Origin of the sequence: Variovorax sp. V35 (genome assembly GCF_041154465.1) — a bacterium.
Lineage (GTDB): Bacteria > Pseudomonadota > Gammaproteobacteria > Burkholderiales > Burkholderiaceae_C > Variovorax > Variovorax boronicumulans.
The window spans coordinates 5,869,573-5,895,763 of the sequence record NZ_AP028666.1; the positions used below are offsets into that span (position 1 = coordinate 5,869,573).

General features: G+C 63.2%; 29 protein-coding genes and 1 tRNA gene. 15 read left to right on the forward strand and 15 right to left on the reverse strand.

Annotated elements, in window-relative coordinates; translation table 11 throughout:
* Nucleotides 1-85 precede the first annotated feature (85 nt).
* A complete protein-coding gene (locus ACAM42_RS26960) occupies nt 86-325 on the forward strand; it encodes a helix-turn-helix domain-containing protein (protein ID WP_369629968.1) in 240 nt (79 codons plus the stop codon).
* A 128-nt stretch (nt 326-453) separates the two neighbouring features.
* Entirely contained in the window at nt 454-1,383 is a 930-nt protein-coding gene (locus tag ACAM42_RS26965) for a restriction endonuclease (RefSeq protein WP_369629969.1), read from the forward strand.
* Between the two features lie 315 nt (nt 1,384-1,698).
* Here ACAM42_RS26965 and ACAM42_RS26970 read toward each other — a convergent pair whose 3' ends face one another.
* Both ACAM42_RS26970 and ACAM42_RS26975 read right to left on the reverse strand, forming a co-directional pair.
* Nucleotides 1,699-2,511 (reverse strand): DUF3800 domain-containing protein, encoded by an 813-nt coding sequence (locus ACAM42_RS26970; RefSeq protein WP_369629970.1) that lies wholly within the window; start codon nt 2,509-2,511, stop codon nt 1,699-1,701.
* A gap of 7 nt (nt 2,512-2,518) precedes the next feature.
* On the reverse strand, nt 2,519-2,971 hold the full coding sequence (locus tag ACAM42_RS26975; protein WP_369629971.1) for a hypothetical protein: 453 nt from the start codon (nt 2,969-2,971) through the stop codon (nt 2,519-2,521).
* 119 nt (nt 2,972-3,090) lie between these two features.
* Here ACAM42_RS26975 and ACAM42_RS26980 point away from each other — a divergent pair, with 119 nt between their 5' ends.
* From ACAM42_RS26980 to ACAM42_RS27010, 7 genes are all read left to right on the forward strand, one after another.
* Complete coding sequence (locus ACAM42_RS26980; RefSeq protein WP_369629972.1) at nt 3,091-4,041, forward strand: hypothetical protein; 951 nt, start codon at nt 3,091-3,093, stop codon at nt 4,039-4,041.
* 95 nt (nt 4,042-4,136) lie between these two features.
* On the forward strand, nt 4,137-4,766 hold the full coding sequence (locus tag ACAM42_RS26985) for a hypothetical protein (protein WP_369629973.1): 630 nt from the start codon (nt 4,137-4,139) through the stop codon (nt 4,764-4,766).
* Between the two features lie 274 nt (nt 4,767-5,040).
* On the forward strand, nt 5,041-5,316 hold the full coding sequence (locus ACAM42_RS26990) for a hypothetical protein (protein ID WP_369629974.1): 276 nt from the start codon (nt 5,041-5,043) through the stop codon (nt 5,314-5,316).
* A gap of 362 nt (nt 5,317-5,678) precedes the next feature.
* The gene (locus tag ACAM42_RS26995; RefSeq protein WP_369629975.1) at nt 5,679-6,182 is read left to right on the forward strand and encodes an HNH endonuclease; all 504 of its coding nucleotides are present in this window, start codon (nt 5,679-5,681) and stop codon (nt 6,180-6,182) included.
* Nucleotides 6,160-6,471, forward strand: a complete 312-nt coding sequence (locus ACAM42_RS27000; RefSeq protein ID WP_369629976.1) for a hypothetical protein — start codon at nt 6,160-6,162, stop codon at nt 6,469-6,471. The genes ACAM42_RS26995 and ACAM42_RS27000 overlap by 23 nt, the downstream gene beginning before the upstream one ends.
* Nucleotides 6,472-6,994: 523 nt before the next feature.
* Entirely contained in the window at nt 6,995-8,032 is a 1,038-nt protein-coding gene (locus ACAM42_RS27005; RefSeq protein ID WP_369629977.1) for a PQQ-binding-like beta-propeller repeat protein, read from the forward strand.
* A gap of 599 nt (nt 8,033-8,631) precedes the next feature.
* Nucleotides 8,632-9,609: a hypothetical protein gene (locus ACAM42_RS27010; protein ID WP_369629978.1), complete on the forward strand. Its 978-nt coding sequence runs from the start codon at nt 8,632-8,634 to the stop codon at nt 9,607-9,609.
* A 398-nt stretch (nt 9,610-10,007) separates the two neighbouring features.
* On the opposite strand, the gene ACAM42_RS27015 is transcribed toward ACAM42_RS27010, so the two are convergent.
* The 4 genes from ACAM42_RS27015 to ACAM42_RS27030 form a co-directional block, all read right to left on the reverse strand.
* Nucleotides 10,008-10,562 (reverse strand): hypothetical protein, encoded by a 555-nt coding sequence (locus ACAM42_RS27015; RefSeq protein WP_369629979.1) that lies wholly within the window; start codon nt 10,560-10,562, stop codon nt 10,008-10,010.
* Nucleotides 10,563-10,704: 142 nt separating this feature from the next.
* Nucleotides 10,705-11,268, reverse strand: a complete 564-nt coding sequence (locus tag ACAM42_RS27020; RefSeq protein ID WP_369629980.1) for a lysozyme — start codon at nt 11,266-11,268, stop codon at nt 10,705-10,707.
* The gene (locus tag ACAM42_RS27025; protein WP_369629981.1) at nt 11,265-11,579 is read right to left on the reverse strand and encodes a hypothetical protein; all 315 of its coding nucleotides are present in this window, start codon (nt 11,577-11,579) and stop codon (nt 11,265-11,267) included. Before ACAM42_RS27025 ends, ACAM42_RS27020 begins: the two co-directional genes overlap by 4 nt.
* A 16-nt stretch (nt 11,580-11,595) precedes the next feature.
* Nucleotides 11,596-12,342 (reverse strand): hypothetical protein, encoded by a 747-nt coding sequence (locus tag ACAM42_RS27030; protein ID WP_369629982.1) that lies wholly within the window; start codon nt 12,340-12,342, stop codon nt 11,596-11,598.
* A 47-nt stretch (nt 12,343-12,389) separates the two neighbouring features.
* On the opposite strand from ACAM42_RS27030, the gene istA reads away from it, so the two are divergent.
* Both istA and istB read left to right on the forward strand, forming a co-directional pair.
* A complete protein-coding gene (istA, locus tag ACAM42_RS27035; RefSeq protein ID WP_369629983.1) occupies nt 12,390-13,901 on the forward strand; it encodes an IS21 family transposase in 1,512 nt (503 codons plus the stop codon).
* Nucleotides 13,894-14,703, forward strand: a complete 810-nt coding sequence (istB, locus tag ACAM42_RS27040) for an IS21-like element helper ATPase IstB (protein ID WP_119558754.1) — start codon at nt 13,894-13,896, stop codon at nt 14,701-14,703. Before istA ends, istB begins: the two co-directional genes overlap by 8 nt.
* Before the next feature lie 243 nt (nt 14,704-14,946).
* Here istB and ACAM42_RS27045 read toward each other — a convergent pair whose 3' ends face one another.
* From ACAM42_RS27045 to ACAM42_RS27080, 8 genes are all read right to left on the reverse strand, one after another.
* Nucleotides 14,947-15,111, reverse strand: a complete 165-nt coding sequence (locus ACAM42_RS27045) for a hypothetical protein (protein WP_369629984.1) — start codon at nt 15,109-15,111, stop codon at nt 14,947-14,949.
* 70 nt (nt 15,112-15,181) lie between these two features.
* Nucleotides 15,182-16,396: a tyrosine-type recombinase/integrase gene (locus ACAM42_RS27050; RefSeq protein WP_369629985.1), complete on the reverse strand. Its 1,215-nt coding sequence runs from the start codon at nt 16,394-16,396 to the stop codon at nt 15,182-15,184.
* Between the two features lie 181 nt (nt 16,397-16,577).
* Nucleotides 16,578-16,662, reverse strand: a tRNA-Ser gene (locus ACAM42_RS27055).
* Between the two features lie 32 nt (nt 16,663-16,694).
* Nucleotides 16,695-17,957, reverse strand: a complete 1,263-nt coding sequence (hemW, locus tag ACAM42_RS27060) for a radical SAM family heme chaperone HemW (protein WP_369629986.1) — start codon at nt 17,955-17,957, stop codon at nt 16,695-16,697.
* Between the two features lie 3 nt (nt 17,958-17,960).
* Nucleotides 17,961-18,560, reverse strand: a complete 600-nt coding sequence (locus tag ACAM42_RS27065; RefSeq protein WP_369629987.1) for a non-canonical purine NTP pyrophosphatase — start codon at nt 18,558-18,560, stop codon at nt 17,961-17,963.
* A gap of 74 nt (nt 18,561-18,634) precedes the next feature.
* A complete protein-coding gene (gene rph / locus ACAM42_RS27070; RefSeq protein ID WP_369629988.1) occupies nt 18,635-19,366 on the reverse strand; it encodes a ribonuclease PH in 732 nt (243 codons plus the stop codon).
* A gap of 55 nt (nt 19,367-19,421) precedes the next feature.
* Nucleotides 19,422-20,330: a PP2C family serine/threonine-protein phosphatase gene (locus ACAM42_RS27075; protein ID WP_062476311.1), complete on the reverse strand. Its 909-nt coding sequence runs from the start codon at nt 20,328-20,330 to the stop codon at nt 19,422-19,424.
* 5 nt (nt 20,331-20,335) lie between these two features.
* Nucleotides 20,336-21,343: a serine/threonine-protein kinase gene (locus ACAM42_RS27080; RefSeq protein WP_056573330.1), complete on the reverse strand. Its 1,008-nt coding sequence runs from the start codon at nt 21,341-21,343 to the stop codon at nt 20,336-20,338.
* A gap of 91 nt (nt 21,344-21,434) precedes the next feature.
* Here ACAM42_RS27080 and ACAM42_RS27085 point away from each other — a divergent pair, with 91 nt between their 5' ends.
* From ACAM42_RS27085 to ACAM42_RS27100, 4 genes are all read left to right on the forward strand, one after another.
* Nucleotides 21,435-22,358 (forward strand): YicC/YloC family endoribonuclease, encoded by a 924-nt coding sequence (locus ACAM42_RS27085; protein WP_369629989.1) that lies wholly within the window; start codon nt 21,435-21,437, stop codon nt 22,356-22,358.
* A gap of 14 nt (nt 22,359-22,372) precedes the next feature.
* The gene (gene gmk, locus ACAM42_RS27090) at nt 22,373-22,993 is read left to right on the forward strand and encodes a guanylate kinase (protein WP_056573336.1); all 621 of its coding nucleotides are present in this window, start codon (nt 22,373-22,375) and stop codon (nt 22,991-22,993) included.
* 31 nt (nt 22,994-23,024) lie between these two features.
* Complete coding sequence (gene rpoZ / locus ACAM42_RS27095; RefSeq protein ID WP_013543330.1) at nt 23,025-23,228, forward strand: DNA-directed RNA polymerase subunit omega; 204 nt, start codon at nt 23,025-23,027, stop codon at nt 23,226-23,228.
* A 96-nt stretch (nt 23,229-23,324) separates the two neighbouring features.
* On the forward strand, nt 23,325-25,568 hold the full coding sequence (locus ACAM42_RS27100) for a bifunctional (p)ppGpp synthetase/guanosine-3',5'-bis(diphosphate) 3'-pyrophosphohydrolase (protein WP_369629990.1): 2,244 nt from the start codon (nt 23,325-23,327) through the stop codon (nt 25,566-25,568).
* A 9-nt stretch (nt 25,569-25,577) separates the two neighbouring features.
* Here the strand turns inward: ACAM42_RS27100 and greB are convergent, their stop codons facing one another.
* Complete coding sequence (gene greB, locus ACAM42_RS27105) at nt 25,578-26,159, reverse strand: transcription elongation factor GreB (RefSeq protein ID WP_307587260.1); 582 nt, start codon at nt 26,157-26,159, stop codon at nt 25,578-25,580.
* Nucleotides 26,160-26,191 lie beyond the last annotated feature (32 nt).

Genomic DNA, 26,191 nt, shown 5'->3' on the forward strand with positions numbered 1-26,191 from the left:
GCGGTGCATCGAGTGCGTCCCGCAACCACTGACCCCGCTGCCGGCAAATAGCTGGTAGCGACGCCCGCACCGCCATGAGAAACTTATGACGCCAGAGGAACTGGCCGAACGCGCAAGCCTGCATGTGAACTACATCGGCTCGCTGGAGCGAGGCGAGCGCAACGTCTCGGTGTTCAACATCTGGCTGATCGCCAATAGCCTCGGCCTAACCTCCCCGAACTACTTGCTGATCCGTCCCTGCCACGCGCGAAGGCCAAGCGACCGCAGGCTAGTACGGCCCCTCACGACGCGCCATCCGCTAAGCTCGCATCGGTCGAGAGGATGATTGACTGGAACAAGCACAGCACATTGACTCCACGTCGATCACGTCAGAGACATCCAAGCCGTCGGCATGGCCGACTCAACTGGTCGAATAACTATGAAGGACAACCGCCATCAAACGGCGGTCACTCTATGAGCGTTCCGACTTACGACAAGTTCATCGAACCCGTCCTTCGATTCCTCGCGCAGCATCCTGAAGGAAGCCCCGCACGCGATGCCCATGAAGCGGCGGCTGACGCCCTGCACATCTCGAGCGAAGCCCGACAGGAATTGCTTCCCAGCGGGACGCAGCCCATCTACAAAAATCGCGCCGGGTGGGCTCACGACCGCTTAAAGCGGGCGGGGCTGTCCAGTAGCCCGCGCCGCGGATTCTGGCAACTGACAGATCAAGGTATTGCATTCGTCCATCAGCATTCGGCCCCGCTATCGGCAACCGACGTGGAGCGCTTGGCGATTGGATTCATGGATGTCCGGCTGAAACCCAGTTCTGGCGAATCATTGGCATCGCCCGAGCTGACGCAGCCAACTTCGGAGGGATCGGCGACAGCAAGCCCAGATGACAGACTGGGGCAAGCGTTGGCCGAGCTACGCCACTCAGTAGCGGCCGAAGTCCTGGAGTCCTTGGCCTCCGTCTCGCCCACATACTTCGAATCCATAGTCCTCGACCTCCTCCACCGAATGGGCTACGGCGCGAGCCGATCGGACCTACAGCGCGTGGGAGGTTCAGGTGACGGAGGAATCGACGGCATCATTTCGCTGGACAAGCTCGGGCTTGAAAAGGTGTATGTCCAAGCGAAGCGCTGGCAGAACACCGTGGGGCGACCCGAGATTCAGGCCTTCTACGGGGCACTGGCTGGTCAACGAGCCAACAAGGGCGTATTTATCACGACCTCCAGCTACACCACCCAGGCCATCGAATTCGCGAAGTCGGTCGAACGGATCGTCCTTGTCGACGGACCACGGCTTGCTGAACTGATGATCGATCACGAGGTTGGTGTGTCTGCCCGGACCGTCAAAGTCCCGAAGCTCGACAGCGACTACTTCGACGAGGAGTCGACTTAGCTCCCTTTTGCCTTCACCTCCTCTTATCCCGCCACACTGTCGACGGATAGGTACATCGATAGGCAAGGATATCGAACTGCCCGAGCGTCGATGAGAGTGACTGGCGGAGAGTGTGTCCGCAAACTATCCAGCATCCACGCGGATTTTTAGAATTCGCTCCATCATTTCCACCATCTTTGCCATCAAAAGCGAAGCCTCTGCTTGAGGTCGCCCTTGAGCAGCCCTATACTTGGGGTGACGGTCAAGCGCAGCAAACTGTAGAGGCCCCTGAGAGGGGGCAGCCCTCACGGGTGGGATCCTCGAAGCTGGGGACTGTCACCAATTTTCAAATGCCGCACTTAGATGCGGCATTTTTCCTTTCAGGTCATCCAGATTCGACAGGAACTTGACGCCGTAGCCAAAGCAGTGATTCTTCCGGCGGTACACCTGGCCTCGGAGGCGCGTCATGTAGCTCGGGTCTGAAATTCCGAATCGGCTGAGCTTGATCGCGTAGTACACGCTCGTAGCCACGGCATCGGCTACCTGCAACCCCGCAAGCTGCGTGTGCGCAACGGCTCGAATTTTCTCCGTGATGACTGCGGGCCAGTGAATCTGAATACTGGCGCTCATCTGGGACTGCGTGCGCAACAGTTCGATGTACTCCCTCAAGTCCGCATACGACATCGAAGCTCGGTCAGAGAAGATCAGCTCCACGCTGCCATCGCCTTGGCCTTCCACCCTGTGGTCTCGACAGAGCCATGACACTCGCTCAAGGAGAAGCCGGGTCAGGTAGCGATAGAGCAAGCACTTGTTTGCTTGGTAATGCTCTGGGTTGGGAATGTCGGGCTTGTAGCTGATGATGCTGACGGTTCGAAACCCAATCTTCGAGATTTCATCGAGAAGCACAAGCCGGTGTTCGTGCCTCATCTCGCTGAAATGAAAGGGCTTTTTCGCCTCCCACTTGATGCGTTCTCTTGCCCTCTTCAGCGCGGCGATCGTCTCGAGGTCCTTCGGCCGGCGAAACACTACAGCACTCAATACGAACCAGCGCGAGCTTCCAGTTCCATCTTCTCGGAATGTGAAGCCCTCATCCCCTGACTCGTCAATGTACGCAACGAAACTTGAGGTCATCGGTTGCTGATTGCTCACTCAATGTTCACTGCACGTCAAAGCCGTAGGGCGAGTCGAGCGACATGATGCGTTGCGCAGCCGATGCGTCAAGTACCTGATAATTGTCAAGCCCCGGGTAGAAACCGAGTGACCGCCAAGCACGAAGCTTCAAGATGTCGACGTCTTCGAGCGTCATCTCATTTGCCAGATGAGTGAAGTGCTGCGCCAACTTCGCACTCTTGTGCTTAGCTCCCTCGACTGCTGCAAGGCGCATATTTTCCAGCGCATCGTTCAATGTCGGATCATCATTGCGCGGACCATGGTAAGGCATCGAGACGATAAGCAACTTCTCAATTTCGGCCCCACCCTCCAGGCGCTCCGGCCAGATCAGATAGGCATGTATCGAGCGGCGGCCGATGCCCGACTCGCGCTCAGACAGAATGAGCAAAGGCTGAAGGCCCAACTTAAAAATCCGGATGGTGTTGATCGTCACAGGCATCGTGTCGTCTCCTCGGTTGTGCTCGCATCATAGAGACACCAACTGCGAGCGTCACGAAACCATGGACTGCGCTGCACAGTCTGGGCGCTACGATTGCGAGATAACCGAGGAGAGAGACGATGGCGATTGAATGGCTGCAAACAGTGCAGGCGGGAGGCCGCTACCTAGTCGACAACCCCACCATCATTGCAGCGGCGATCGCCGGGATCGTAGCGATCGTTGCGACTCGCACCACGCTCCATGGAGTGAAGCTCTCACTCGCGGCAAGCGAGGCGAAAACCAAAGCAGAACTCGCTCACTCAGTCGACCAAGAAAACCGCAACCGTGAGCACTCACGCACTGAAGCTGCTCGTGAACGCGAACTCGATGCAGCCAAGGATCGGCATGGCCGGCTAGTTGCCATGCGTCGAGAAGTTTATCTCCATGCAGTCAGTCAGATGGTGAAATTTCAAGGAGCTATCGGAGCGCTTGCAAGTAAGGATATTGCCTCCTCGGACGTTCTAGCCACCATCACCGACCTTTCGCTATCTATCCAGCGCGTTACCCTTGTGGCCGAACAAGAAACCGCCGTTTTGGCCCGCGAGACATTCAATGTCTACATGCGCATTTTTATGTCCGCAATGACGAAAGTCATTCCCATCGGCGGCACTATCGCGGCTATCAAAACTATCGAGACATTGCGCACACAATCGCTACAGCGAGGTGAAACATATCTCGAGGCTATGCGGCAGTTCAATTTAGCCCAACGCAAGGACTTCGACGCGCTTGCAGCGATCCAGGCGCAGCACAAGATGACGCTCGACGAAGTCAGCTCTTTCGGAGAGCAATTGCAGCACCTCTTCCAGCAGCGGAGTAGCGCCGAGCTTGCCTACGGCGATTTTGTTAGGCGAAGTCTCCGAGAAGATGTATCAGATCGATTGGACCGACTCGCCGTAGCCATACGGACAGAGCTAGAGCTTCCAAGCGACCTTGACGTCTTTCGAGCACAGTCGCAAAAGACCCACGATGAGGTCGAAGCGGCCATGCTGGAGTTCAAAGCCGCTCTGGCAGCGCACATGGTCCCCCACTAGTCAACCCGAGGCACCCAACGGACGAAATCGTCCTTGAGAAGTGGGTCAGATAGTTTCTAGGGGCTCTCCAACTGATATTTACGAAAGAGAACGTGATGACTAAACAGCCATCTAAGGCGGTGACCGTGCTCAGAGACGAAGGCCTCGTTGAGGTCGGGAAAGAGTACGCCGAACTCGTCATTGACACGTTTATGAGCGACGGATTTCTGAAGGACGTGCCGGTGGTTGGAACCCTAGTTGCCCTCTGGAAGGGCGGGCAAACCGTCAGCGACCAGATCTTTTTGCGAAAAATTGACGCCTTCTTGCAGGGCTTCGACGGGCAGGAAAAGGAAAAGATCAAGGCGATGGTAGATCGACTGAACACTGATGAAAGTTTTAGGGGGCGAGTCGGTGACGTACTGATCGACCTGCTGAACAAGATGTCGGTCGAGAAGCAGCCGCGCATGCTGGCCATGGCATTTCGAGCCTATGCAGATGCTGAGATCACAGGGTTAGAGCTCCGCCGTCTCGCCGTTGCCATCGAACGATTTCCTTCATTCGAACTAGGATCACTGCGCCCCTTCTATGAAGCTGAAATCCCGGAAAAAGTGAAGGCTGACAAGTCCTTTCTCTTAGCCCTGAGCGCCGCCGGGCTTGCAATGAACAACGGCGGTTTTGATGGGGGCGTCTCGTTGCCGACTCCCACATTTGATCTTTTCATGCAGCTTGGGCTTGACACGATCTGACGGGTTCGACGCCGCGACGATGCACTCTTCTGTCGTAGCGGGCCTGAGCCTGGAAAGTCGGAGGAACTGAGATCGTTTGCCGCACATCATTTCCTTCGGCAGAGCTATGTGCCATCGTCGTATTCACTGCTGCGGACGCGGGGGATGCTTGATACAAGCCCCGTGCTGGCTTGCCAAGCGGGCCGTTTTGGCCGCGCGAGATCCGTGATGCGACGGACCACTCCTATTATTTTCGATAGTGGCGCAGCGGACACTCGCCACCGATCATCTGTGCATGTGGAAGCCCAAGAAGCCCATTGTGATCGACGGCACAGCGTTGACCGCCAAGGAGGCGTGGTTTCAAGAGTTTGCTAGCGAGTTCTATGAACGGTGCGAGGGCGAGGCAGAAAGCGACGAATGGGTCGCAGGGTTGGCAGCCAGGCTCTACCCGTCGAACAGCGGTCGCCCTCGACGCGAGGCCGCTAAAGTCGCATTCCTCACCTTGAGCTACGAGCTCTCACGCAAAGAGCGTGCGCAGTTGCTCTCTTGGCACCTGTCGCGCGACGACTAGAAGGTCGACGGCGTTAGGAAGCCCGCTTACGCAGCAGCCCTGCCATATGTGCGGCTGCGGCCCAGGCCAGCCACCAGGCGGCGCTCGGACCCGGCGACTGCCTGCTTGACCTGCGCCGGCTGCTCGACTCCGCCGAGCGCGTGAAATCGGGCGTCGTTTCGAGCCGTGCTTGATCCGTACTCAGCGCGACAGATGTGTCTCAATCACGAATACCCGAGTGACAGTTTTGTCTTCTTTGACCGAGGCGAAATTGCTAAGTAGTCTGCGGGCGCGCGTGGGCGCGAATGCCTCGCATGAGAGCGAGCGCCAATCCGGAAAACTAGCCTGACCGCGTGGGCCTGGGATCGGAATACTCGGTCCACATGAGCCGCCCGAAGACCCGATGGACCGAAGACCAGTTGAATCTGGTCCGCGAGCTCTACCCCCTGGGCCGCATCGATGAAATCTCCCAGCGCACCGGACGAAGTCGGCAGGCCGTCAAGCACATCGCCATCGTCCTTGGACTGAGTGGTCGATACCACTGGCGCGGCACACCGAGCCCCGTGGGGGCAGAGGTGCACCGTCAAGGCGTGAACTCCTATGTGATGGTGAAGGTCGTTAATGACCACGGTGCCGCGGTCTGGGTACGAAAACACCATCTCGTCTGGAAAGACCACACAGGCTCGCTTCCACCCAAAGGCACGCGCCTCGTGTTCAAGGACGGGGACCGTCGCAACTGCGCTTACGAAAACCTCGAACTCATCACAGACCCCGAGGCCGCAATTCGCATGACCGAGCACCGGTCATATCCGCCTGCACTGCAGGAAACCATCCGCCTTCTTGGCGACCTTAGGAAAGTGCTCTATGACCGTGAAAAGCATGGCTGATCTTCGCAGCGAGTTGTTCGAAGTGATGCACGAACTGAGGACCTCCGCGACACCCGACCTAGCCAAGGTGCGCGCGTACTGTGAGGTCGCGACCGTCACGGTGAACGCGATCCGTACGCAGGTCGCCTACGCAAGCATCATCAAGGGCGATCTTGAGCTGCCGTTTATGGAAGAGCCGCCCAGCGAACCCGATCGAGGAGCAGGATCGCCAGCAGAACCGAATCCGCTCGCCGCGGGCCCATCGCAAGACCATCCTTGGCGCCGAGTTCATCGCATCGGCCGAACCTGAAAGCGACCTCGCAACCAAATTGCGGCCGAATCAATGATGTCACTCGAGGCGGCAGGTTGAACCGCCCAATCGCGAAGTAGCATCCGCCCATGTGGAAGCCCGCCAGCCCCATCGTGATCGCCGGTCGCGCCCTGACCGACCGGGAGGCATGGTGGCACGAATTTCGAGAAGAGCTGCGCGCACAGTGCAACGGCAAGCTCGACGGCGATTGGTTCACCATGGCCTGCAACGTCGTCCACGCCATCGCCCTCAATGATGACCCTCGACATATCGCCAGGCTGGCGCATGCTGTCTTTGGGCTCCAAAGGTCGAAACCCAGCAGTGCGGCGAGCAGAGCACATATGCGCCGACCACGGTCGAATCAGTGCAGGGGCGCCTCTCGGCCTCGACGATAGAAGTCGCTCGTTGTGAGCCATCTTCTACTCCTCGGCAGACCTGGGCCTCGGGCATACTGGAGCACCGCCGAGAGCGACGCTGCCAAGCGTGCAGGCGACATCTTGAATGCACTCGCGAGAACGTGCGCATGAAATTGAGTTGGTCATATCGGTTGCCGAAAGAGCGCCAGATCGGCACCAGAGCCCCAGTCGCCTCTGCCGATACGGTGCTCGTCGCCTTTCACTACGACAAGGCGGATTTTTTCGAGAGCACGCTCGTTGCATTCGAGCGCATGACCGGTGAGGAGCGCTGGCGCACCACCATCCCCCATGTGATCAATGAGCCTGTGCTGGCACAAGATGGCTCCGTGTACGTCAGCAGCTTCTCCGGAACGGTCCACGCCTTCGACAGCAACGGAAAGAAACTTTGGGACTGCCGATGCGGTGATCGCAACATGGGCAAGCCCTGCCTCGTCGCAGGCGATCGCCTCGCAGTCGCGGAAACGGGTGGCGGTGCGTCGAAGACGTGGTGCCTCGATCTGCGCACGGGCTCGATCGCCTGGGCTTTCGAGAACCATGGGCACAGCTATGGCCTTTCCACGAACAACGGCCGCCTCGTCCATGCCACGGTGCTCGCAGAGGGCGCAGGGGTTCGCCTGCATTGCGTGGAGACGTCAAGCGGCCGTTCGCTATGGGCCGCCGACAGCGCAGAGTGGCTGTTTCAGCCGATTGTGCAAGACCGGGCCGTCCTCATCGGTGCGAGGGGATCTCTGCGAGCCTATTCATTGCAGTCGGGCGATCTGCTGGCACGGTTGAACCTTGAGGATCAGGAGGCGATCGATAGTCAGATGCTGAGCGCGGGCGATCGCATCTACTTCGGCACAGATTCCGGACGTGTTGGTTGCGCTTCGTTGCAGAGCGAACGATCTTTCTTCAAGGTCAAGCACTCGCTCCAGAGCGTGTGGTTCGCTGCCTTCGAAGGCAGCATTCGTGGACGGCCGACCATGGCCGGGAACGCCGTGGCTGTGCTCTCGCAGGAAGAGGGCATTGTCCTTCTCGATCCGGCCGCAGGGAATCGGCTCTCCGCACTCAAGATGAGCAAGGGCAACGGTGGTGGTCTGCTGTACCACCGCGATTGGCTTTACGGATCGTTGGGGGCGGAAGTCCGAGCTTTTGGTCCTGGGTGAGGCTGATGCGCCCGCCCAGGCTGCCCGCGTCGCATTCGGCCCGGGTCGGGCGCTAACGCGAGCTTTGAAATTGCAGCATCGCCAGGCTCCTGACCTGCACGATGTACGGCATCAGCGCTCGCCGCACCATCGACGCGGGCGCGCTGCAGGTACTCGGGTGCCAGGTTCTTGACGCCTGCGCCCACGGCCATCCCCGTGGCTCGCGCCCGGGCGAGCGTTTGCGCGTGGCCGCCGTGACGCCTCCCAGCACCGCATCGCGAACGCCGGAGCCCGACTTGACGTAGCGCGTGAATTAATACGTTAGACTTACTTCGCGATTCCCATCTCTCTATCCTCCCTCCTCCGGGGATCGCCTTGCCCGCCTTCGTGCGGGCTTTTTCTTGACTCAGGCACTGTGGCAACCGGGTTCCGTGGGCTCCCACAAATGGGGTATTGGGTCTACAAGACCTTCCACTAGATTTGGCCATTCCTAGTTGGAGGAGATAAGGATGAGGGTCAATCACCTCTTTGCGCTCGCAGTCTTGCTTTGGGTCGGCTCGCCGGGTCACGCATCCCCCTCAAGTGACACTTCCATTGCGTCGCCTCACGGCTGCGAAGTCATGGCGAAAGATTTGGAAGGAATGAACAGCCTTCCGAATACCCTGGAGGTAAACACCGAGCGTGCGGCGAAGTTGTACGCATACGCCCACCGAGGCTGCGGAAAAGCCACCGAGGCCCACAAGAAAGAATTTCTAGACTCGTATCGCCAACTTTCAGCAGAGTGCAAGCGAGCCAGAGGCAGAAACTGCGACCCTTTGAATGCTCTTGAACGCCCAACGGTTCAGGCGAGCGGGGCCAATTCCGTGCCCCCGGATAACAGCAGAAACCGCCTCAAGGCCGGGAGCCCTGCGACAAATGCCAGTAGCGGCGCGCGCCCTATCTGGCCGTCCGACATGGAACCCGGCAACGTCTATTTCGTTGTTGAAACCGGAACCGGACAAGAAGAGTATGCGCCAATCATGGTTTCTGCCCTTAGCGGACAAGAGGCGGTGGCGCGGGTACAAGCTGCTCGGGCGAAGGACCGCTCTATGACCGCTGGTAGCTACAAACTCCTCGCAGGCCGCGAGTGCATCGGTCCGGCATGGGGCGCCGTGGTCCAAATACACAGCGCTTGGTGGGGCGGCGCCTGCGCCAACACCCCGGCTGCAGCCATCGAAGGGGCTTACATCGCTTGTCGGCAGCGATCCCCCCAAGGCCAGGACTGTGGGCAATCTCAAGTCGACATCGTGCTGGTGCTGAGCGGCAGCACCTCCTGGAATCCAGCAATCTATCAGATGGGCAATTCCGAGTTCGGAGGATTTGGCTCCTACGCTGCGCAGACCTATATGTCTCAGTACACGACTCGTCCCGTTAAAAACATGCAACAAGCTCTCTCCGGTTTCGATAAGGCGTGTGACGATAGGCGGCCCTGCTACAAGACCTCATCGAACATGCGCTGCTTACACGAGACGCCGACTTCGGAGAGCGTGGAGAAATGCATGGACAGGAAGCTAACACCAGCTGGGCTGAGTGGATCAATCCGCAACCGCATGCGCTAAGGGAATACTGGTTCCCCCTGGACACGCCCTCAATTGAGAGGGGTGCCGCAGGCGCGCTCATGAACTATTCTGCAGCCGGCAGCGCACGGTCGATTCACATGCCGCCAAGCAGGCGCTCCACTTCGTCGTCCCGCTAGTCACCAAACCAGAGGAGCACCCATAAACCGACGGAGCCATATGTGACGAGCATGACCATTGTTTCGCCTTGAAGAGCAACGCGCGCGCGCCGCAAACGAATGCGAATCATCATTTCAACCCCCCATCTCCTCGGATGCTCCCCTCGTCGAAGATTGCGCGAGGCCCGCCCATTCGTCAATCCGAAGATAGTTCATACATCGGGCGGCGACTCAGCGTGCCGCAGGTCGCCAAGGCGGTTGGAGACGGCCCGCGCTCGACTCCTACGGCGCGCAAAGCGCCCGGTCGGCCTCCACCTGCGCCTTCAATGCCTTCACTTCGCTGTCTCGCCGTGCGACGATGCTGCGAGCTTCCTCCTGAAGGTCTGCAGATCGAGCAAGTAGCTCTCCTGCTTCGCCAAAAAGGCTGTCGACGGCGCCGGGTCGATCTCCTGAATCTCCCGCGCCAGCGGCGTGGGCTGCGGCCTCTTCGCGATCACGGGCGGCGAAGGCTGTGAAGGCGTCGCGCAGCCCTGCAGCGAGCTGGCCATTGCTGCGCTCAGCAGCAATACGAGCAGCGGTTTCTTGAGCGAGTGCATGGGTGAGTCCCTGTTGTGCGGCCGCGTGCGCAGCCATCTTTTCGGACGAGCGTAGCGCATCGGTCAGCGCCACGCGGTAGCGAGCCGAATCTTCCTGGGCGCGTTCGCGCTTTTCGCTTGCAAGGTCAGCGCGCGCATCGGCCGCGCGCGTGCGCTCAATGCCGGCCGTTGCCAGCGCGGCCACGAGCCCCAGGCCGAGCACCCAGAGCAGCGGGGTCTTGAGGTCGGGAAGCAGGCTCATACCGTCCTCCGTTCAGCGCACACCCGGCACTGGATGCGCGTCGCCACTCCAAGGAACACGCGATTGCAGTCGCCGCAGACGTTCCAGCAGGCGGCCTTGTCGAGGTCCTCGGGCCAATCGCGCGGCTGCGCGGCACCAGGGCTCACGACGCCGCGCACGTCTCGGCCTCGTCAGCCCGCCGGTTGGCCAGGCCCTGCACGAACTTGAACCGAGGCGAGCCGTCCGCGTTCTTGCCGTCGCGAACGAAAGACCAGACCAACTGGCCGTCATCCCCGCGCGCAATGCGCTGGCAGCCGCGGGCCCACTCGCCGCGGTTCCAAGCCTGCATCGCCCCGCTGCCGCAGGTCGCGGCTGACCCGAGGTTCCATGCGTGGCTCGTGGCCATGTCGAAGACCGTCTGCGGCGGCGGGCGGCGGAAGCACGGCGCCAGGCGCTGCTGCACGGCGACGACAGCGGCCCTCTCTTCGCCCTCGCACTGCTCATCGGTCCAGCGCTGGCCGACGATGATCGGCGTCGTGGTGACGTGGCGCGTGAGACCATTGCAGACGGTCGGCAGGCCGCCGGCCAGCGCATCGGCGTACACCACCAGCACGCGAGCCTTGCCGCTCTCCCACTTCTGCAGGAAGCCCATGAGGTACGGACTGCCCGCCACCAGAGTGGCGCCCGCGACGACGATAGTGCTGATGACCTTGGTCTTGGCGCTCATTTGATCGTCGTCCCCGCTTTGAATGCGGTCCACAGACTCAGCACTGCAGCCGCGGCGCCGACGATGTAGCCCAAAGGCTTCGCGAACTTGCCAATCCAGTTCAGCACCTTGAAGGCACCCTTCAGGTTGGAGAAGGCCTCCACCAGGTCTGACGTGTTCGCTTCGATGCGCTTCGTGGCCGCTGTGTTGTCGGCCAGTTCGGACTTGAACGTATCGAAGCCCTCCTCCAGATTGCCGACGCGCCCGCTGAGCTCGCCGAACTCGGATGCCGTGGGATCGTTGGTGACGATGTCGCTGAGATCTCTTTTCATGCCGTCCTTTCAGGCGTTAAAAAACCCGCCGAAGCGGGTTGGGGGCGGGTGAATGCTGGCGGTCTATGCAAGGACAACAGCAGAGGCGAGCAATTGCACGTCCCATTCGATGGTTGTGGCTGCCGCTCCAGTGACGGTTATCGTCAGGCAGCCCAAAGTCGTGTTTGCAGTGACGGCGACAGCCCAGCCGCTGGCGCCGGCAGCCGCCGCCAGCGTGGTTACTACTGGTGTCCCCACGATAGAAGTTGCCGCAGCGTTCGTGCCTCGAACTGCCCCCCCCCTCCACCTTGAAGTGAGCCGTATCAGTGCTCCCCGATTTTTTTGCGGTGACCAGGGCAGAGAACGTCATCGCAGAATTGTTCTGAAGCGTGACCTGGTTTGATGTGCTGGGCGAGCCGGTGAAAGCGAAGGCAACCGTTGGCGTTGCGTCCACGGTGTTGGCCTGCAGTCCATGGTTCTCGCGCTGATGCTTGCCAAGCGTGGAGCTTGTGCCAAATACATCCGCCATGTGAATGCCGCGCGTGGACCCATATGCACCGCCAACACGAGAGCGATTGCCTGTGGCCTGGCAGGACAGCCCGCCAACGTTGACTGCGTAGTCGCCGGATGCGGTGTTGCTGGTGCCGCCTAGGATCTGCCCGAAGTCCGCAGAAACGACGTTGCCAGCGCCGCCTGCGATGACGCCATACTGGTTGTTGGCGCCGACCGGAAACTGAGCCAGTTTTGTACGTAGTGCCGAAGTAAAAGTGAGCCAGGTGTTCAACCTACCCTGCTGTTTATTTAAGCGGCGGGGTTCGAGGAGTGATCACCATGGACATGATTGGCAAGATCCGACGGCTGCACGCGAGGGACAAGCTGTCGGAGCGAGAGATTGCGCGCAGGACGGGGCTGTCTCGCAACACGGTGTCGAAGTGGCTGCGCGCACCAGTGAAGGAGGCGCCGAAGTACCGGCGCGAGCCGCGCCCGAACAAGCTCAGCCCGTTTGAGGAAGCACTCAAGCAGGCATTGACAGCCGATGCCAGGCGGCCCAAGCACGAACGACGCACGGCACGCGCGTTGCACGCCGAGATCAAGGCTGCGGGCTACAACGGCGGCTACTCAGCCATCACTGACTTCGTGCGGACGTGGCGCCAGGGTGAGGGGCAGACAGTCAACGTCACGGCGTTCGTACCGCTGAACTTCGAGCTGGGCGAAGCCTTCCAGTTCGATTGGAGCGAAGAAGGCCTGGTTGTCGGCGGCATCTATTACCGCATGCAGGTGTCGCACCTGAAGCTGTGTGCGAGCCGTGCGTTCTGGCTGGTGGCGTACCCGAGCCAAGGCCACGAGATGCTGTTCGACGCCCATACGAGATCGTTCGCAGCGCTGGGCGGTGTGGCGCGCCGCGGGATCTACGACAACATGCGCACCGCAGTGGACAAGGTTCACAAGGGCAAGGGCCGCACCGTCAATGCCCGCTTCGCCGTGATGTGCGCGCACTACCTGTACGACCCCGACTTCTGCAACGTGGCCTCGGGCTGGGAGAAGGGGCGTGTGGAGAAGAACGTGCAGGACAGCCGTCGGCGCATCTGGATCGAGGCGGCCCGGCGTCGCTTCGGCTCCTTCGTCGAACTCAATGCCTGGCTGGCGGAGCGCTGCCGGGCGCTGTGGAACGAGGTCCGGCATCCCGAGCACAGCCAGTTCAGCGTGGCCGAGATGCTCGAGCACGAGCGTCCCCACCTGATGCCCATGCCTGAGCCCTTCGATGGCTACGTAGAGAAGCCAGCGCGGGTGTCGAGCACCTGCCTGGTGTCGGTGGCACGCAATCGCTACTCGGTGCCATGCGAGCTGGCCGGGCAGATGGTCAGCACGCGGCTGTACCCGGGCAACGTCGTGGTGGTCGCAGAAGACGCGGCGGTGGCGCGCCACGAGCGCCTGAGCGCCTCTGGGGGCACTCGCTACGACTGGCAGCACTACATTCCGCTCATCCAGCGCAAGCCTGGTGCATTGAGGAACGGTGCGCCCTTCGCAGACATGCCCGAAGCGCTGCAGCAACTGCGCCGCGGCTTGCTGCGCCAGGCCGGTGGAGATCGCGTGATGGCCCAGGTGTTGGCCATCGTGCCGACGGCGGGGCTGGACGCGGTGATCGTGGCGGTCGAGTTGGCGCTGGAGAGCGGTCCGCCGTCAGGACGGGTCAGCGTGGAGCACGTCGTCAATGTGCTCGGCCGGCTCACCGCGCCGGCAACACCGCAGAGTGCCGAGACAGCGCTGCAGATCGTCACGCCGCCGCTGGCCAACACGGCACGCTACGACAGCCTGCGTGGACAGGAGGTGGACCATCCGTGATGTGACCGTCGAACTCAAGGCACTGCGCCTGCACGGCATGGCCAGTGCCTGGTGCGATCTGGCGGAGCAAGGAACTGCGTCCGGCCTGGATGCCTCGCGCTGGCTGGTCGAACATCTGCTGCAGGCTGAGACCACGGACCGGTCGATGCGTTCAGTGCAGCACCAGATGAGCTCGGCGCGCTTCCCCGTGCACCGGGATCTGGCGGGCTTCGACTTCGACGCGTCGGTGGTCGACCAGAAGCTGGTTCACCTGCTCGCAATGCTGGAGTTCACCGAGGCCGCGCACAACGTTGTCTTGGTCGGTGGTCCGGGCACAGGCAAGACCCATCTGGCAACGGCTCTGGGCGTGTCGGGCATCACGCGCCACGGCAAGCGCGTGCGGTTCTACTCGACGGTCGATCTGGTCAATGCACTGGAGCAGGAGAAGGCCCAAGGCAAGGCCGGTCGTATCGCGCTGAGCCTGCTGCGAATGGATCTGGTGATCCTGGACGAGCTGGGCTACCTGCCGTTCAGTCAGGCCGGCGGCGCGCTGTTGTTCCACCTGCTGTCCAAGCTGTACGAGCACACCAGCGTGGTGATCACAACCAACCTGGACTTCGCCGAATGGTCGACGGTGTTCGGCGACGCCAAGATGACGACCGCGTTGCTCGACCGCCTCACGCACCACTGTCACATCGTGGAGACGGGCAACGAGAGCCATCGATTCCTGCACAGCAGCGCCACGGCGAAGAAGCGCATCAAGGCCAGGGAGCAGACCCGCAAGACAGGCGCCAAGGCCGATCCAACAGACGCCGCTGATTGACCGCCGCCGCGCGTGGCAAGGCGCTACGGGCTACGCCCTTCGCGCCTTATGAGTTCGATCACAGAAGCGAAAGGAGGTCACAGAACAAGGCAAGACATACACTTATCCACAGCCGACCATTGCTGCGTCGGCTTCCACCCCTGGCTCACGATTCAAGCGGCGCGGTGGCTCAGTTCTACTTCGGCGCGGACACTCAGTGGGATCGTTGAAAAACTCAGTCGATCTCGCCCTGAGGCGCGGCGGTCATTCTTTCGCCTTGTCGATCGCCTTGGCGAGCCAGTCCATCCCGAGCCGGCGAAGTTTTGCCCATCGTTCAGGAGTTAAACGCACCGAGCCATTCACCTTTTTTTCTTCTGCGGGTAGTGGCGGCCGCCCCATCCGGGCCTGCGTTTCAAGTTCTCGTTTCATCATGAACTTAATGTAATGAAAAAAGCCCCCTGGAAGGAGACTTTTTGTAATGAATTAAGTATCGAAAACCCTATGCCGTTTTGATAGACACCACGCTCCCCGATTTCGGGATCGCGTCGCAGTAGTCGGCCCATGCCTGCATCATCTTCAGGCGCTTGGCGAGCATGTCGCCACGACGATAGGCAGCCTCCACCGCTGAATCGATGGTGTGCGCAAGTGCCATCTCGGCCATGTCACCGGGGAACGAGGTCTTCTCCGATGCCCAGTCCCGGAAAGTGCTGCGGCAGCCGTGAGGCACACAGATCCTGCCCTTCGAGTCCGTGTAGCCCATGCGGCGCATGCAGACACTCAGAGACATATCGCTGAGCGGCTGGAGAGGCTTGCGGCCCGGGAAAACGAGTTCAGGGCCGTCGATGCGGGGCAGAGCCTCCAGGAGCTGCATTGCCTGCTTCGACAGCGGCACGCGGTGTTCCTTCTTCGCCTTCATCCGCTCGGGCGGAATGATCCACAGCTTCGCGTCAAGGTCGATCTCTGCCCACCGAGCCCCACGCACTTCGCCCGACCTGGTGGCGGTCAGCACGGCCAGCTCAAGGGCCCTAGCACTCATTCCCTCTACCCCACGCAGATCGCGCATGAAGGCCCCTGTCTGCTCAAGCTGCAACGCGGGGTGATGTACGACCTTCTTGATCTTCCGCGGCCGGCCAAGCAGCTGGTCGAGGTGGCCACGCCAGCGGGCTGGGTTCTCGCCCTTGCGGTAGCCGCGCACGGTAGCCCAGTCGAGCACGGTTTCAATTCGGCCACGCAGGCGCGAAGCGGTTTCGGTCTTGGTGGTCCAGATAGCCTCCAGCACCATCAGCACATGGGACAGCTCGATGTCCTGCACCAGCATCTTGCCGAGGGTCGGTTTGGCGTAGAGGTCGAGCGTGCTGCTCCATTGCGCCCGATGCTTGGCGTTCTTCCACTCGCTGGATTTGGCCTTCAGGTAGGCGTCGACGCACTGTTCGAAGGTCCGAGCCTTGGCGCTGGCCGCCGCAACGGCGCTACGGGCGGCCTGCCGGGCCTGGATGGGGTCTTCCCCTGCGTGGATCTGATCGCGTGCAGCCCTGGCACGCTCCCGGGCCTTCGCGAGGGTCACATCGGGAAAGCCTCCGAGCCCCATATCGCGGATCTTGCCGGCCACGGTCGCGCGTAGCACCCATGACCGAGCCCCGGCGTCGTTGATCTTCAGCTTGAGGCCCGCCACGCCGCCGACAGCGTGCGTGCCGGGCTTTGTCAGGCGGCTCACCTGTAGGGCGCCTAGCTCTGCTGCTTTTTTAGGCATATCGTCCTTTCCACCATCTATGCCACTATAAATGACGGCACTGGGCAGGACGAAGCAGAACCGCCCGGAACGAATATTTCAGGCTTCTCAGAGGGGGAAGTGGGAATTTCGGGACAAAGCGGACCGTTGCGGAACGCTCAAAATGCGGAGAGTGTGAGATTCGAACTCACGGACGCTTTCACGTCGGCAGTTTTCAAGACTGCTGGTTTAAACCACTCACCCAACTCTCCGGAACCGTCGATTTTATGCCGACGGCGCAGCCTTATTCGTCATCGGGCAGGAACAGCGTCTGCAGATCGCTCAGGAAGTCGAGTCCGCGCTCGGTGGGCCACACGCGGAACAGGTCGCGCGCGACGAGCCCCTTGCGCTCGGCCTCTTCCAGGCCGCGCTGGATCGACGTCATCGCCAGGCCCGTGCGCTCGCTGAACTGGGGCAGCGTGAAGCCCTGCTTCAGCCGCAAGGCATTGAGCATGAACTCGAACGGCAGGTCGGCCAGCGCCACTTCGTCGCTCTGCGACACGGCCATGCCGGCGCGCGCGTTCTCCATGTACAGGCGCGGTTCGCGATAGCGCACCTGCCGCACGATGCGGTGCGCGAAGCTCAGCTTGCTGTGCGCGCCGGCGCCAATGCCGAGGTAGTCGCCGAACTGCCAGTAGTTGAGGTTGTGCGCGCATTGATGCCCGTCGCGGGCATAGGCCGAAACCTCGTAGCGCGACATGCCGCTCGCGCCCGTGCGCTCGGTGATGCGGTCGAGCATGGCGTAGGCGATGTCGTCCTCGGGCAGCGTGGGCGGGAACTTGGCGAACCAGGTGTTGGGCTCGATGGTGAGGTGGTAGATCGAGATGTGCGGCGGCGCCAGCGCCAGGGCCTGGGTCAGGTCGGCGTCGAGGCTTTCCATGGACTGGCCCGGCAGGGCGTACATCAGGTCTAAATTGAAGGTGTCGAAGGCGCTTGCGGCCTCTTCCACGGCGGCGATGGCCTGGGCGCGGTCGTGCACGCGGCCCAGCGCCGTCAGGTGCTCGTCGTTGAAGCTCTGCACGCCCACCGACAAGCGCGTGACGCCGGCCGCGCGGTAGGCGCGGAAGCGATTGCGCTCGAAGGTGCCGGGGTTGGCCTCGAGCGTGATCTCGCACTCGGGCGCGAGCTTGAGGCGCGCGCGCACGTCGCCGAGCAGCCGGTCGATGGCCTGTGGCGAGAACAGGCTGGGCGTGCCGCCGCCGATGAAGATGGTGTGGACGGTACGGCCCCAGATCAGCGGCAGCGCGGCGTCGAGGTCGGCAATCAGCGCGTCGATGTAGGTGGCTTCGGGAAGGCCGTCGATGTCGGCCTCGCTGGTGGCGCGCCACTCGTGCGAGTTGAAGTCGCAGTACGGGCACTTGCGCAGGCACCACGGCAGGTGGATGTACAGCGACAGCGGCGGCAGCGCGGCGAGTTGCAGCGGGCCGGGGCGCATCCAGTGCAGCACGTCATTGGCCTGGGGGGCGCCGCCGGCTTGGGCGGGCTGGATCGGGAAGACGGTGGCCATGGGTCAGAACCAGCGCTCGCGCATCAGGACGAGCATGGCCTGCGCGGCGCGGCCGCGGTGGCTGTTGGCGTTCTTCACGTCGGGCGGCAGCTGGGCGAAGGTCTTGCCGAAGGTCGGCAGGTACATGACCGGGTCGAAGCCGAAGCCGTTGTCGCCGATGGGCGCGGGCGCGATCTCGCCGACCACGCGGCCGACGGCGATGAGCGGCTCGGGGTCGTCGTGGCGACGCAGCGCGACCAGCGTGCTGACGAGCGCGGCGCGGCGGTTGACCACGCCGTCGAGCTGTTCGAGCAGTGCCTTCACATTGTTGGCGTCGCCCTTGGCGTAGCCGAACTGCGTGGCGTAGTACGCGGTGTCGACCCCCGGCAGGCCGCCGAAGGCATCGACACACAGGCCGGCGTCGTCAGCAATGGCGGGCAGGCCGGTGGCGGCGCTGGCGTGGCGCGCCTTGGTGAGCGCGTTCTCGACGAAGGTGCGGAAGGGTTCTTCAGCCTCGCCCACGCCCAGTGCCGACTGCGGCACCAGGGTGACGGACAGCTCGGCAAACAGCTGCTGGAGTTCGGCGAGCTTGCCCGCGTTGTTGGAAGCCAGAACCAGTTTCATGGAAAGTCAAAGATGGCTGTGGCGCCCGATGAATGAACGGGCGCCAGTAGCTAGTGGTTGTGGTCGTCGTTCGTTCAGTTCGAAAGCAGGGCCTGCTGCTGCAGGCTCACGAGTTCACCGATGCCCTTCTCGGCCAGGCCGAGCAGCAGGTTCATTTCGTCGCGCGTGAAGGCCACGCCTTCGGCCGTGCCCTGCACTTCGACGAAGTGGCCGGCGCCGGTCATGACGACGTTCATGTCGGTGTCGCAGGCCGAGTCTTCGGTGTACTCGAGGTCGAGCAGCGGCGTGCCGTCGACGATGCCCACCGAGATGGCGGCCACCTGGCCCTTGATGGGCGAGGTCTTGAGCGCGCCGGAGGCCAGCAGCTTGTCGACAGCGTCCTGTGCGGCCACGAAGGCGCCGGTGATGGCCGCGGTGCGCGTGCCGCCGTCGGCCTGCAGCACGTCGCAGTCGAGGTGGATGGTGCGTTCGCCCAGAGCGGCGAGGTCGAACACGGCGCGCATCGAGCGGCCGATGAGGCGCTGGATTTCCTGCGTGCGGCCGGTCTGCTTGCCCTTGGCGGCTTCACGGCTGCTGCGGGTGTGGGTGGCGCGCGGCAGCATGCCGTATTCAGCGGTCACCCAGCCTTCGCCGCTGCCCTTCTTGTGTGGCGGCACTTTTTCTTCGACCGAGGCGGTGCACAGCACGCGGGTCTGGCCGAACTCGATGAGCACGGAGCCTTCGGCGTGGATGGTGAAGCCGCGGGTGATGCGCACGGGGCGCAGCTGGTCGGCGGCGCGGCCGCCGCTTCGTGTGAAAGCAGTCATGTGTCTGGAGGAAACCGAAAAAGAAAAAGAAAAACCGCGAGACCCGATCAAGAGATCAGGTCTTGCGGGCGGCGGAGCGGCGGATGGCTTCGTTGATCTCGGCAATGGAACGCTCGATGGCGTCTTCGTCGAGGTCGTCGATCTCGCTGTCGGACGGCATGCCGGCCTGGATGGTCGAGGCGAACACGCCGTCGTCGATGGTTTCGGTGGACACGCCGCGGTCGTCGCCGGGCGTCTCGGGCATTTCCCACTCGAGCGCGATCAGCGTCACGTTGTCGCTGTGGGCACCGCCCTTGCGCAGCGCCATCTCGGCGAGGTCGGGCGCGGCGTCGGACACGGGCTTGCCGGACGAGAGGGTGTGCACGATGACGGCGTCGTCGAGCACGCCCCAGACGCCGTCGGAGCACAGCATAAGGCGGTCGCCGCGCTGCAGCGGCAGCGGCGCCGACACGTCGAACAGCGGCGTGGTGGGCGAGCCGAGGCAGGTCAGCAGCAGGTTGCGGTTGACGGGCGCGTCGGTGGCACCGTGGGGCTTGGGGCGCTCGGCGTGCGAGTGATCGCGGGTGCGGGTCAGCAGGCGGCCGTCGCGCACGACGTACAGGCGCGAGTCGCCGCAATGCAGCCAGGTGGCGGTGGCGTTCTGCAGCACGGCCGCGACGACGGTGGTGCGGGGCGTGTCGAGCATCGCCTTGTGGCTCGCGTACCGCATGATCTGCTGGTGCGCCGACATGGCCGATTCGGCCAGAAAGGCCTTCACGTCCTTCACGGTGGGGCGCGCCTCGCGCTGGTACAGCGCGGCGATGGTCTGCAGCGCCAGCTGGGCCGCCACTTCGCCTTCAGGATGGCCGCCCATGCCGTCGGCGAGCACGAACAGACCCGACTCCCGCGTGTAGCAATAGCCCATGCGGTCTTCGTTCTTGAGACGGCCGCCCTTGCGGCTGACCTGGAACACGGAGAACTTCATGTCGATCAGGCCGGTCGGGTGGTGGGCGCGGCGGCGCGCGGCAGGCTCTTCTTGTCGAAGGAGCGGATGTTGTCGATCGACAGGCGCACCTTTTCGCCGACCGTGAGCTTGGTGTAGCGGCGCTCGCCTTCGCGGCTGAGTTCCTTTTGCAACGCGAACACCGACTGCGGGCGCGAAAGCGGGTCGAGCGACATGCACCACTCGACCACCTCGATAAGGTTGTCGGAGTACACGCCGCGCAGGCGCGAGAGCGACAGGCTCAGGCGGTCTTTCTCGATGCGCCGGGGTGCGTCGTTGGGCGGGTAGCCCTGCATGCAGGCGTAGATGCAGGCGCCGATGGCGTAGATGTCGGTCCAGGGGCCCATCGACGAATCGCGTCGGTACATCTCGGGCGCGGCGAAGCCGGGGGTGTACATGGGGCGGATGAAGATGCCCTCTTTGCTGAGCACTTCGCGCGCGGCGCCGAAGTCGATCAGCACGGCGCGGTCGTCGTCGGTGACGAAGATGTTGGCGGGCTTGATGTCCAGGTGCAGCATCTTGTACTGGTGGACGATGCGCAGGCCGCGCAGGATTTCGTCGAACAGCGAACGGATGGTCGATTCGCGGAACACCTTCTGCCGCTTCAGGTCGCGCGCCGTGACCACGAAATCCTGCAGGGTCGCGCCCTCCAGGTAGTTCATGACCATGTAGACGGTCTCGTTTTCGCGGAAGAAATTGAGCACGCTGACCACCGACGCATGCGAAATCTGCGCGAGCGAGCGGCCTTCTTCGAAGAAACTCTTGAGCCCCAGGCGGTACAGCGACAGCTTCTCGGGCGGCACCTGCGGCGCCAGCTCGCCGGGGCCCCGCGTGGCGAGCGACGAAGGCAGGTATTCCTTGACGGCGACCTGCTGGCCGTTCGGGTCGATCGCGAGGTAGACCACGCCGAAACCGCCCGCGGAAAGCCGGCGAACGACGCGATATCCGCCAATGACCGTATCGGGCAACAGGGGCGTAGGCTTGACCTTTGACATAATCCGGGAGTTTCGCCCGAAGGCGATGGTGCGGCAAGCGAACGCTGTACCGACGCCTCGGTGCTTGCAAGCAAAACCACAGTGAGGCGCAATGCCAGTTTACAGCATGACCGGCTACGCCAGCGGCCAGAACGGCCCCGCAGGCAGCCACTCCGAAGCCGATGCACGGCCCTCCGCCGCGGGCCGGCTCGGGGTCGAAATCCGCTCGGTCAACAGCCGCTTTCTCGACCTCACCTTCAAGCTCCCCGAGGAGCTGCGCCAGCATGAGACTGCGCTGCGCGAGCTGCTCACGGGCAAGCTCAAGCGCGGCAAGGTCGAGGTGCGCGCAGCCATCGAGAACACGTCCCAGGCGGGCGTGGTCGAGCCCTCCGTCAAGCTGCTTCAGCGGCTGAACGGCGTGCAGGACGGCATCCGTGCCTGGCTGCCCGGTGCCCGCGAGCTCAGCGTGGCCGACGTGCTGCGGCTGGCCGGCGGCGACGGCGCCACGCGCGGCGACTGGGGCCCCGACCTGCTCGACGTGGCAGGCAAGGCGCTCGAGGCGCTGATGTCGGCCCGCCAGCGCGAAGGCGCCCGGCTGGCCAAGATGCTCGAGGCCCACCTGGCCCAGCTGCGCACCCTGGTGCAGCAGGCCGGCCCGCTGGTGCCCCAGCTGGTCGAACAGCAGCGCAACCGCTTCCTGGAGCGCTGGCAGGAGGCCATGGGCCTGACCGCCGGCACGGGTGGCACGCTGCCCGAAGCCGCCCAGGACCGCGCCCTGACCGAAGCCACGGCCTTCGCGATCCGCATCGACGTGGCGGAAGAGCTCACGCGGCTGAATTCGCACCTCGACGAGATCGAGCGGCTGCTCAAGAAGGGCGGCGACATCGGCAAGCGGCTGGATTTCCTGATCCAGGAGCTGCACCGCGAAGCCAACACCCTGGGCTCCAAATCGGCGGCCCTGGAACTCACGCGCATCGGTGTGGACATGAAGGTCCTCATAGAGCAGATGCGCGAGCAGGTGCAGAACATCGAATGACGACGAGCCTACCCATGGACTACCCCGGCAATATCTTCGTGGTCGCCGCACCCAGCGGCGCTGGCAAATCGAGCCTGGTCAAGGCGCTCATGGAGCTCGACTCGGCCGTCCAGCCCTCGGTCTCCCACACCACGCGCCCCCCGCGCGGGCAGGAAAAGCACGGCCGGGAGTACTTTTTCGCCTCCCCGACCGAGTTCGACGCCCTGATTGCGGCCGACGGTTTCGTGGAATGGGCCCATGTGCACGGCCACCGCTACGGCACGTCGAAAAAAGCGGTCGAGGAGCGGGTGGCCCTGGGCACCGACGTGATCCTCGAAATCGACTTCCAGGGCGCGCTGCAGATCCGCAAGACCTTTGCGAACGCGGTCATGATCTTCATCCTCCCGCCCAGCTGGGAAGAGTTGCGCTCCCGCCTCGAGCGGCGCGGCGAGGACAGTGCGGCGGTGATCGAATTGCGCCTGAAGAACGCGGCCGAAGAGATGGCCCAGGCCGGAAAATTCGATTTCGTTATAATCAACGAGTTATTTGAGCGCGCGCTTTTCGATCTCAAGGCGATCGTCCACGCGCAGCGGCTGCGGTATTCCGCACAGCGCAGAGCCCGTGCCGATACGTTCGCCGCACTGAACATCCCTTGAAATCCCCGCTCACCGACCGAAAGAATTCATCATGGCCCGCATCACCGTCGAAGATTGTCTCGTTCAGATCCCGAACCGCTTCCAGCTCGTTCTCGCCGCCACGTACCGTGCGCGCATGCTGAGCCAAGGCCACGCACCCAAGATCGAGAGCAAGAACAAGCCCGCCGTCACGGCCCTGCGCGAAATCGCCGAAGGCAAGATCGGCATCGAGATGCTCAAGAAAGTGCCGGGCTGATCTTCTGACGCAGCCCTGCAACGAAAAGGCACCGCATTGCGGTGCTTTTTTTACGTCTGGACGCGTCCACAGAGCGGTCACGCTAAAGTGGTAGCCATGAGCGCGGTCGCCAAACCTCCGTCCCCCACGCCGAAACCGAGTCCGGCGGCGCTGAACGCGGCCGCCGCGAGTTTTGCCGCGCTGACGGCCCGCCTCGACTACCTGAGCCCCGAAGACACCGAGCTGGTGCGCCGGGCCTACCGCTTCGCCGACGAGGCCCACCTCGGGCAGTTGCGCAACAGCGGCGAGCCGTACATCACCCACCCCATCGCCGTGGCGGCGCAGTGCGCCGAATGGAAGCTCGACGCCCAGGCGCTCATGGCCGCGCTGCTGCACGATGCCATCGAGGACTGCGGGGTCACCAAGCCGGAACTCATCGAGCGCTTCGGCGCCCCGGTTGCCGAGCTGGTCGACGGGCTCACCAAGCTCGACAAGCTGCAGTTCAACACGCGCGAAGAGAACCAGGCCGAGTCCTTCCGCAAGATGCTGCTGGCCATGGCGCGCGATGTGCGCGTCATCCTGGTCAAGCTGGCCGACCGCACGCACAACATGCGCACGCTGGCCGATGCGCCGCGCGAAAAGTGGGCCCGCATCTCGCGCGAAACGCTCGAGATCTACGCCCCCATCGCGCACCGGCTGGGCCTGAACCAGACCTACCGCGAGTTGCAGGACCTGTCGTTCCGCCACCTCAAGCCCTGGCGCTACGCCACGCTGGCCAAGGCCGTGGCCAAGGCGCGCGGACGACGACGCGACCTGATCCAGAAGGTGCAGAAAGAGGTCGAGACGGCCTTCTCCGCCGCCGGCATGACGCTGCGCATCGCGGGCCGCGAGAAAACGCTCTATTCCATCTACCGCAAGATGGAAGAAAAACACCTGAGCTTCGCGCAGGTCACCGACATCTACGGCTTCCGGCTCATCGTGCCGAACGTGATCGCCTGCTACACCGGCCTGGGCATCCTGCACCAGATGTACAAGCCGCTGCCGGGCAAGTTCAAGGACCACATCGCGATCGCCAAGCTCAACGGCTACCAGTCGCTGCACACCACGCTGGTGGGCCCTGCGGGCGTGAGCGTGGAGTTCCAGCTGCGCACCGAGGCCATGCACGTCGTGGCCGAATCGGGCGTCGCCGCGCATTGGCTCTACAAGGCCGCCGAACCCAACGCTGCGAGCAACGACCGGCTGGGCACCAAGTGGCTGCAGTCGCTGCTCGACATCCAGGACGAAACCCGCGACGCCGCCGAGTTCTGGGACCACGTCAAGGTCGACCTGTTCCCCGACGCCGTCTACGTCTTCACGCCCAAGAGCCAGATCATGGCGCTGCCGCGCGGCGCCACGGTGGTCGACTTCGCGTACGCGATCCACAGCAACATCGGCGACCACACCTCGGCCGCGCGCATCAACGGCGACCAGGTGCCGCTGCGCACCGAGCTGAAGAACGGCGACGTGGTCGAGGTGATCACCGCGCCCGTGTCTACGCCCAACCCCGCGTGGCTGGGCTTCGTGCGTACCGGCCGGGCACGCTCCAAGATCCGTCACTACCTGAAGACGCTGGCGCATGCCGAGTCCGAAGGCCTGGGCGAGAAGCTGCTGGCGCAGGCGCTGCGCGCCGAAGGCCTGAGCAAGCTGCCCGAGGAAGACGACGAACACCAGGCGCTGTGGGAGAAACTGCTGCGCTTCACCGGCAACCGCACCCGCGCCGAACTGCTGACCGACATCGGCCTGGGCAAGCGCATCGCGAGCATCGTCGCTAAGCGGCTCATGGCGCTATTGGCCGAGATCGGCGAGCGCCCCGACGCCCTCCTCCTGAGCCGCGAGCGCTTCACCTCGCACGAGGCCGTGTCGCAAGGCGCGGTGACGCTCGACGGCAGCGAGAACTCTTCCGTGCGCTTTGCACAATGCTGCCGGCCCATTCCCGGCGACCAGATCGTCGGGTACCTCGGGCACGGCGAAGGGCTGGTGGTGCACACCGACGACTGTGGCGTGGGCCAGCGCCTGCGCAACAAGGACAGCGAGCGCTTCTTCGCGGTCGAATGGGCTGACGAGCCCACGCGTGCCTTCGAGACCGGCGTGGTCATCACCGTGCGCAACGACAAGGGCGTGCTGGCCCGCGTGGCGGCCACGCTGGCCGATGCCGAGGCCGACATCACGCACGTGGAAATGGCCGACGAGACCCCGCAGGACTCGACCGACCTGCGCTTCGTGATCGCGGTGCGCGACCGCACGCACCTCGATGCCGTGCTGCGCGCCGCGCGCCGGACCGCGTCGGTGCTGACCGCGGCGCGGACGATTCCTGCGCCCTGACCTTCTTCGTCAGTTCGCCGGCGTGCGCGGCGCCGGATAGCTCACCGACAAGATCTCCACCTCGTGCGCCCCGCCGGGCGTCACGAGCTTCACCACGTCGCCTTCGCGCGCCTTGAGCAGCGCACGCGCGATCGGCGAGATCCAGCTGACCTCCGACTTGGCGCTCTCGGCCTCGTCGATGCCGAGGATCGTGACGCTGCGCTCCTCGCCGGTCTCGTCGACATAGCGGACGGTGGCGCCGAAGAAGACCTGGTCGCGGCCGTGGTGCACCGACGGGTCGGTGATCTCCGCGATCTCGAGCCGCTTGCCGAGGAAGCGGATGCGCCGGTCGATCTCGCGCAGGCGCTTCTTGCCGTAGAGGTAGTCGCCGTTCTCGGAGCGGTCGCCGTTCTTCGCGGCCCAATGCACGGCCTCGACGACCTTGGGGCGCTCCTCGTCCATCAGCTGCAGCAGTTCGTCGCGCAGGCGCGCGTAGCCTTCGGGCGTGATGTAGTTCTTGCTGCCTGCCGGCAGCGCGGGTGCGGCGCCGCCTGCGCCGTCATCGTCGTCGTCCGCATCGGCGTCCGACTCCTTGGTGAATGCCTTGTTCAATGCAGAGCCCTTCAAATCGGAAATACTGGGCG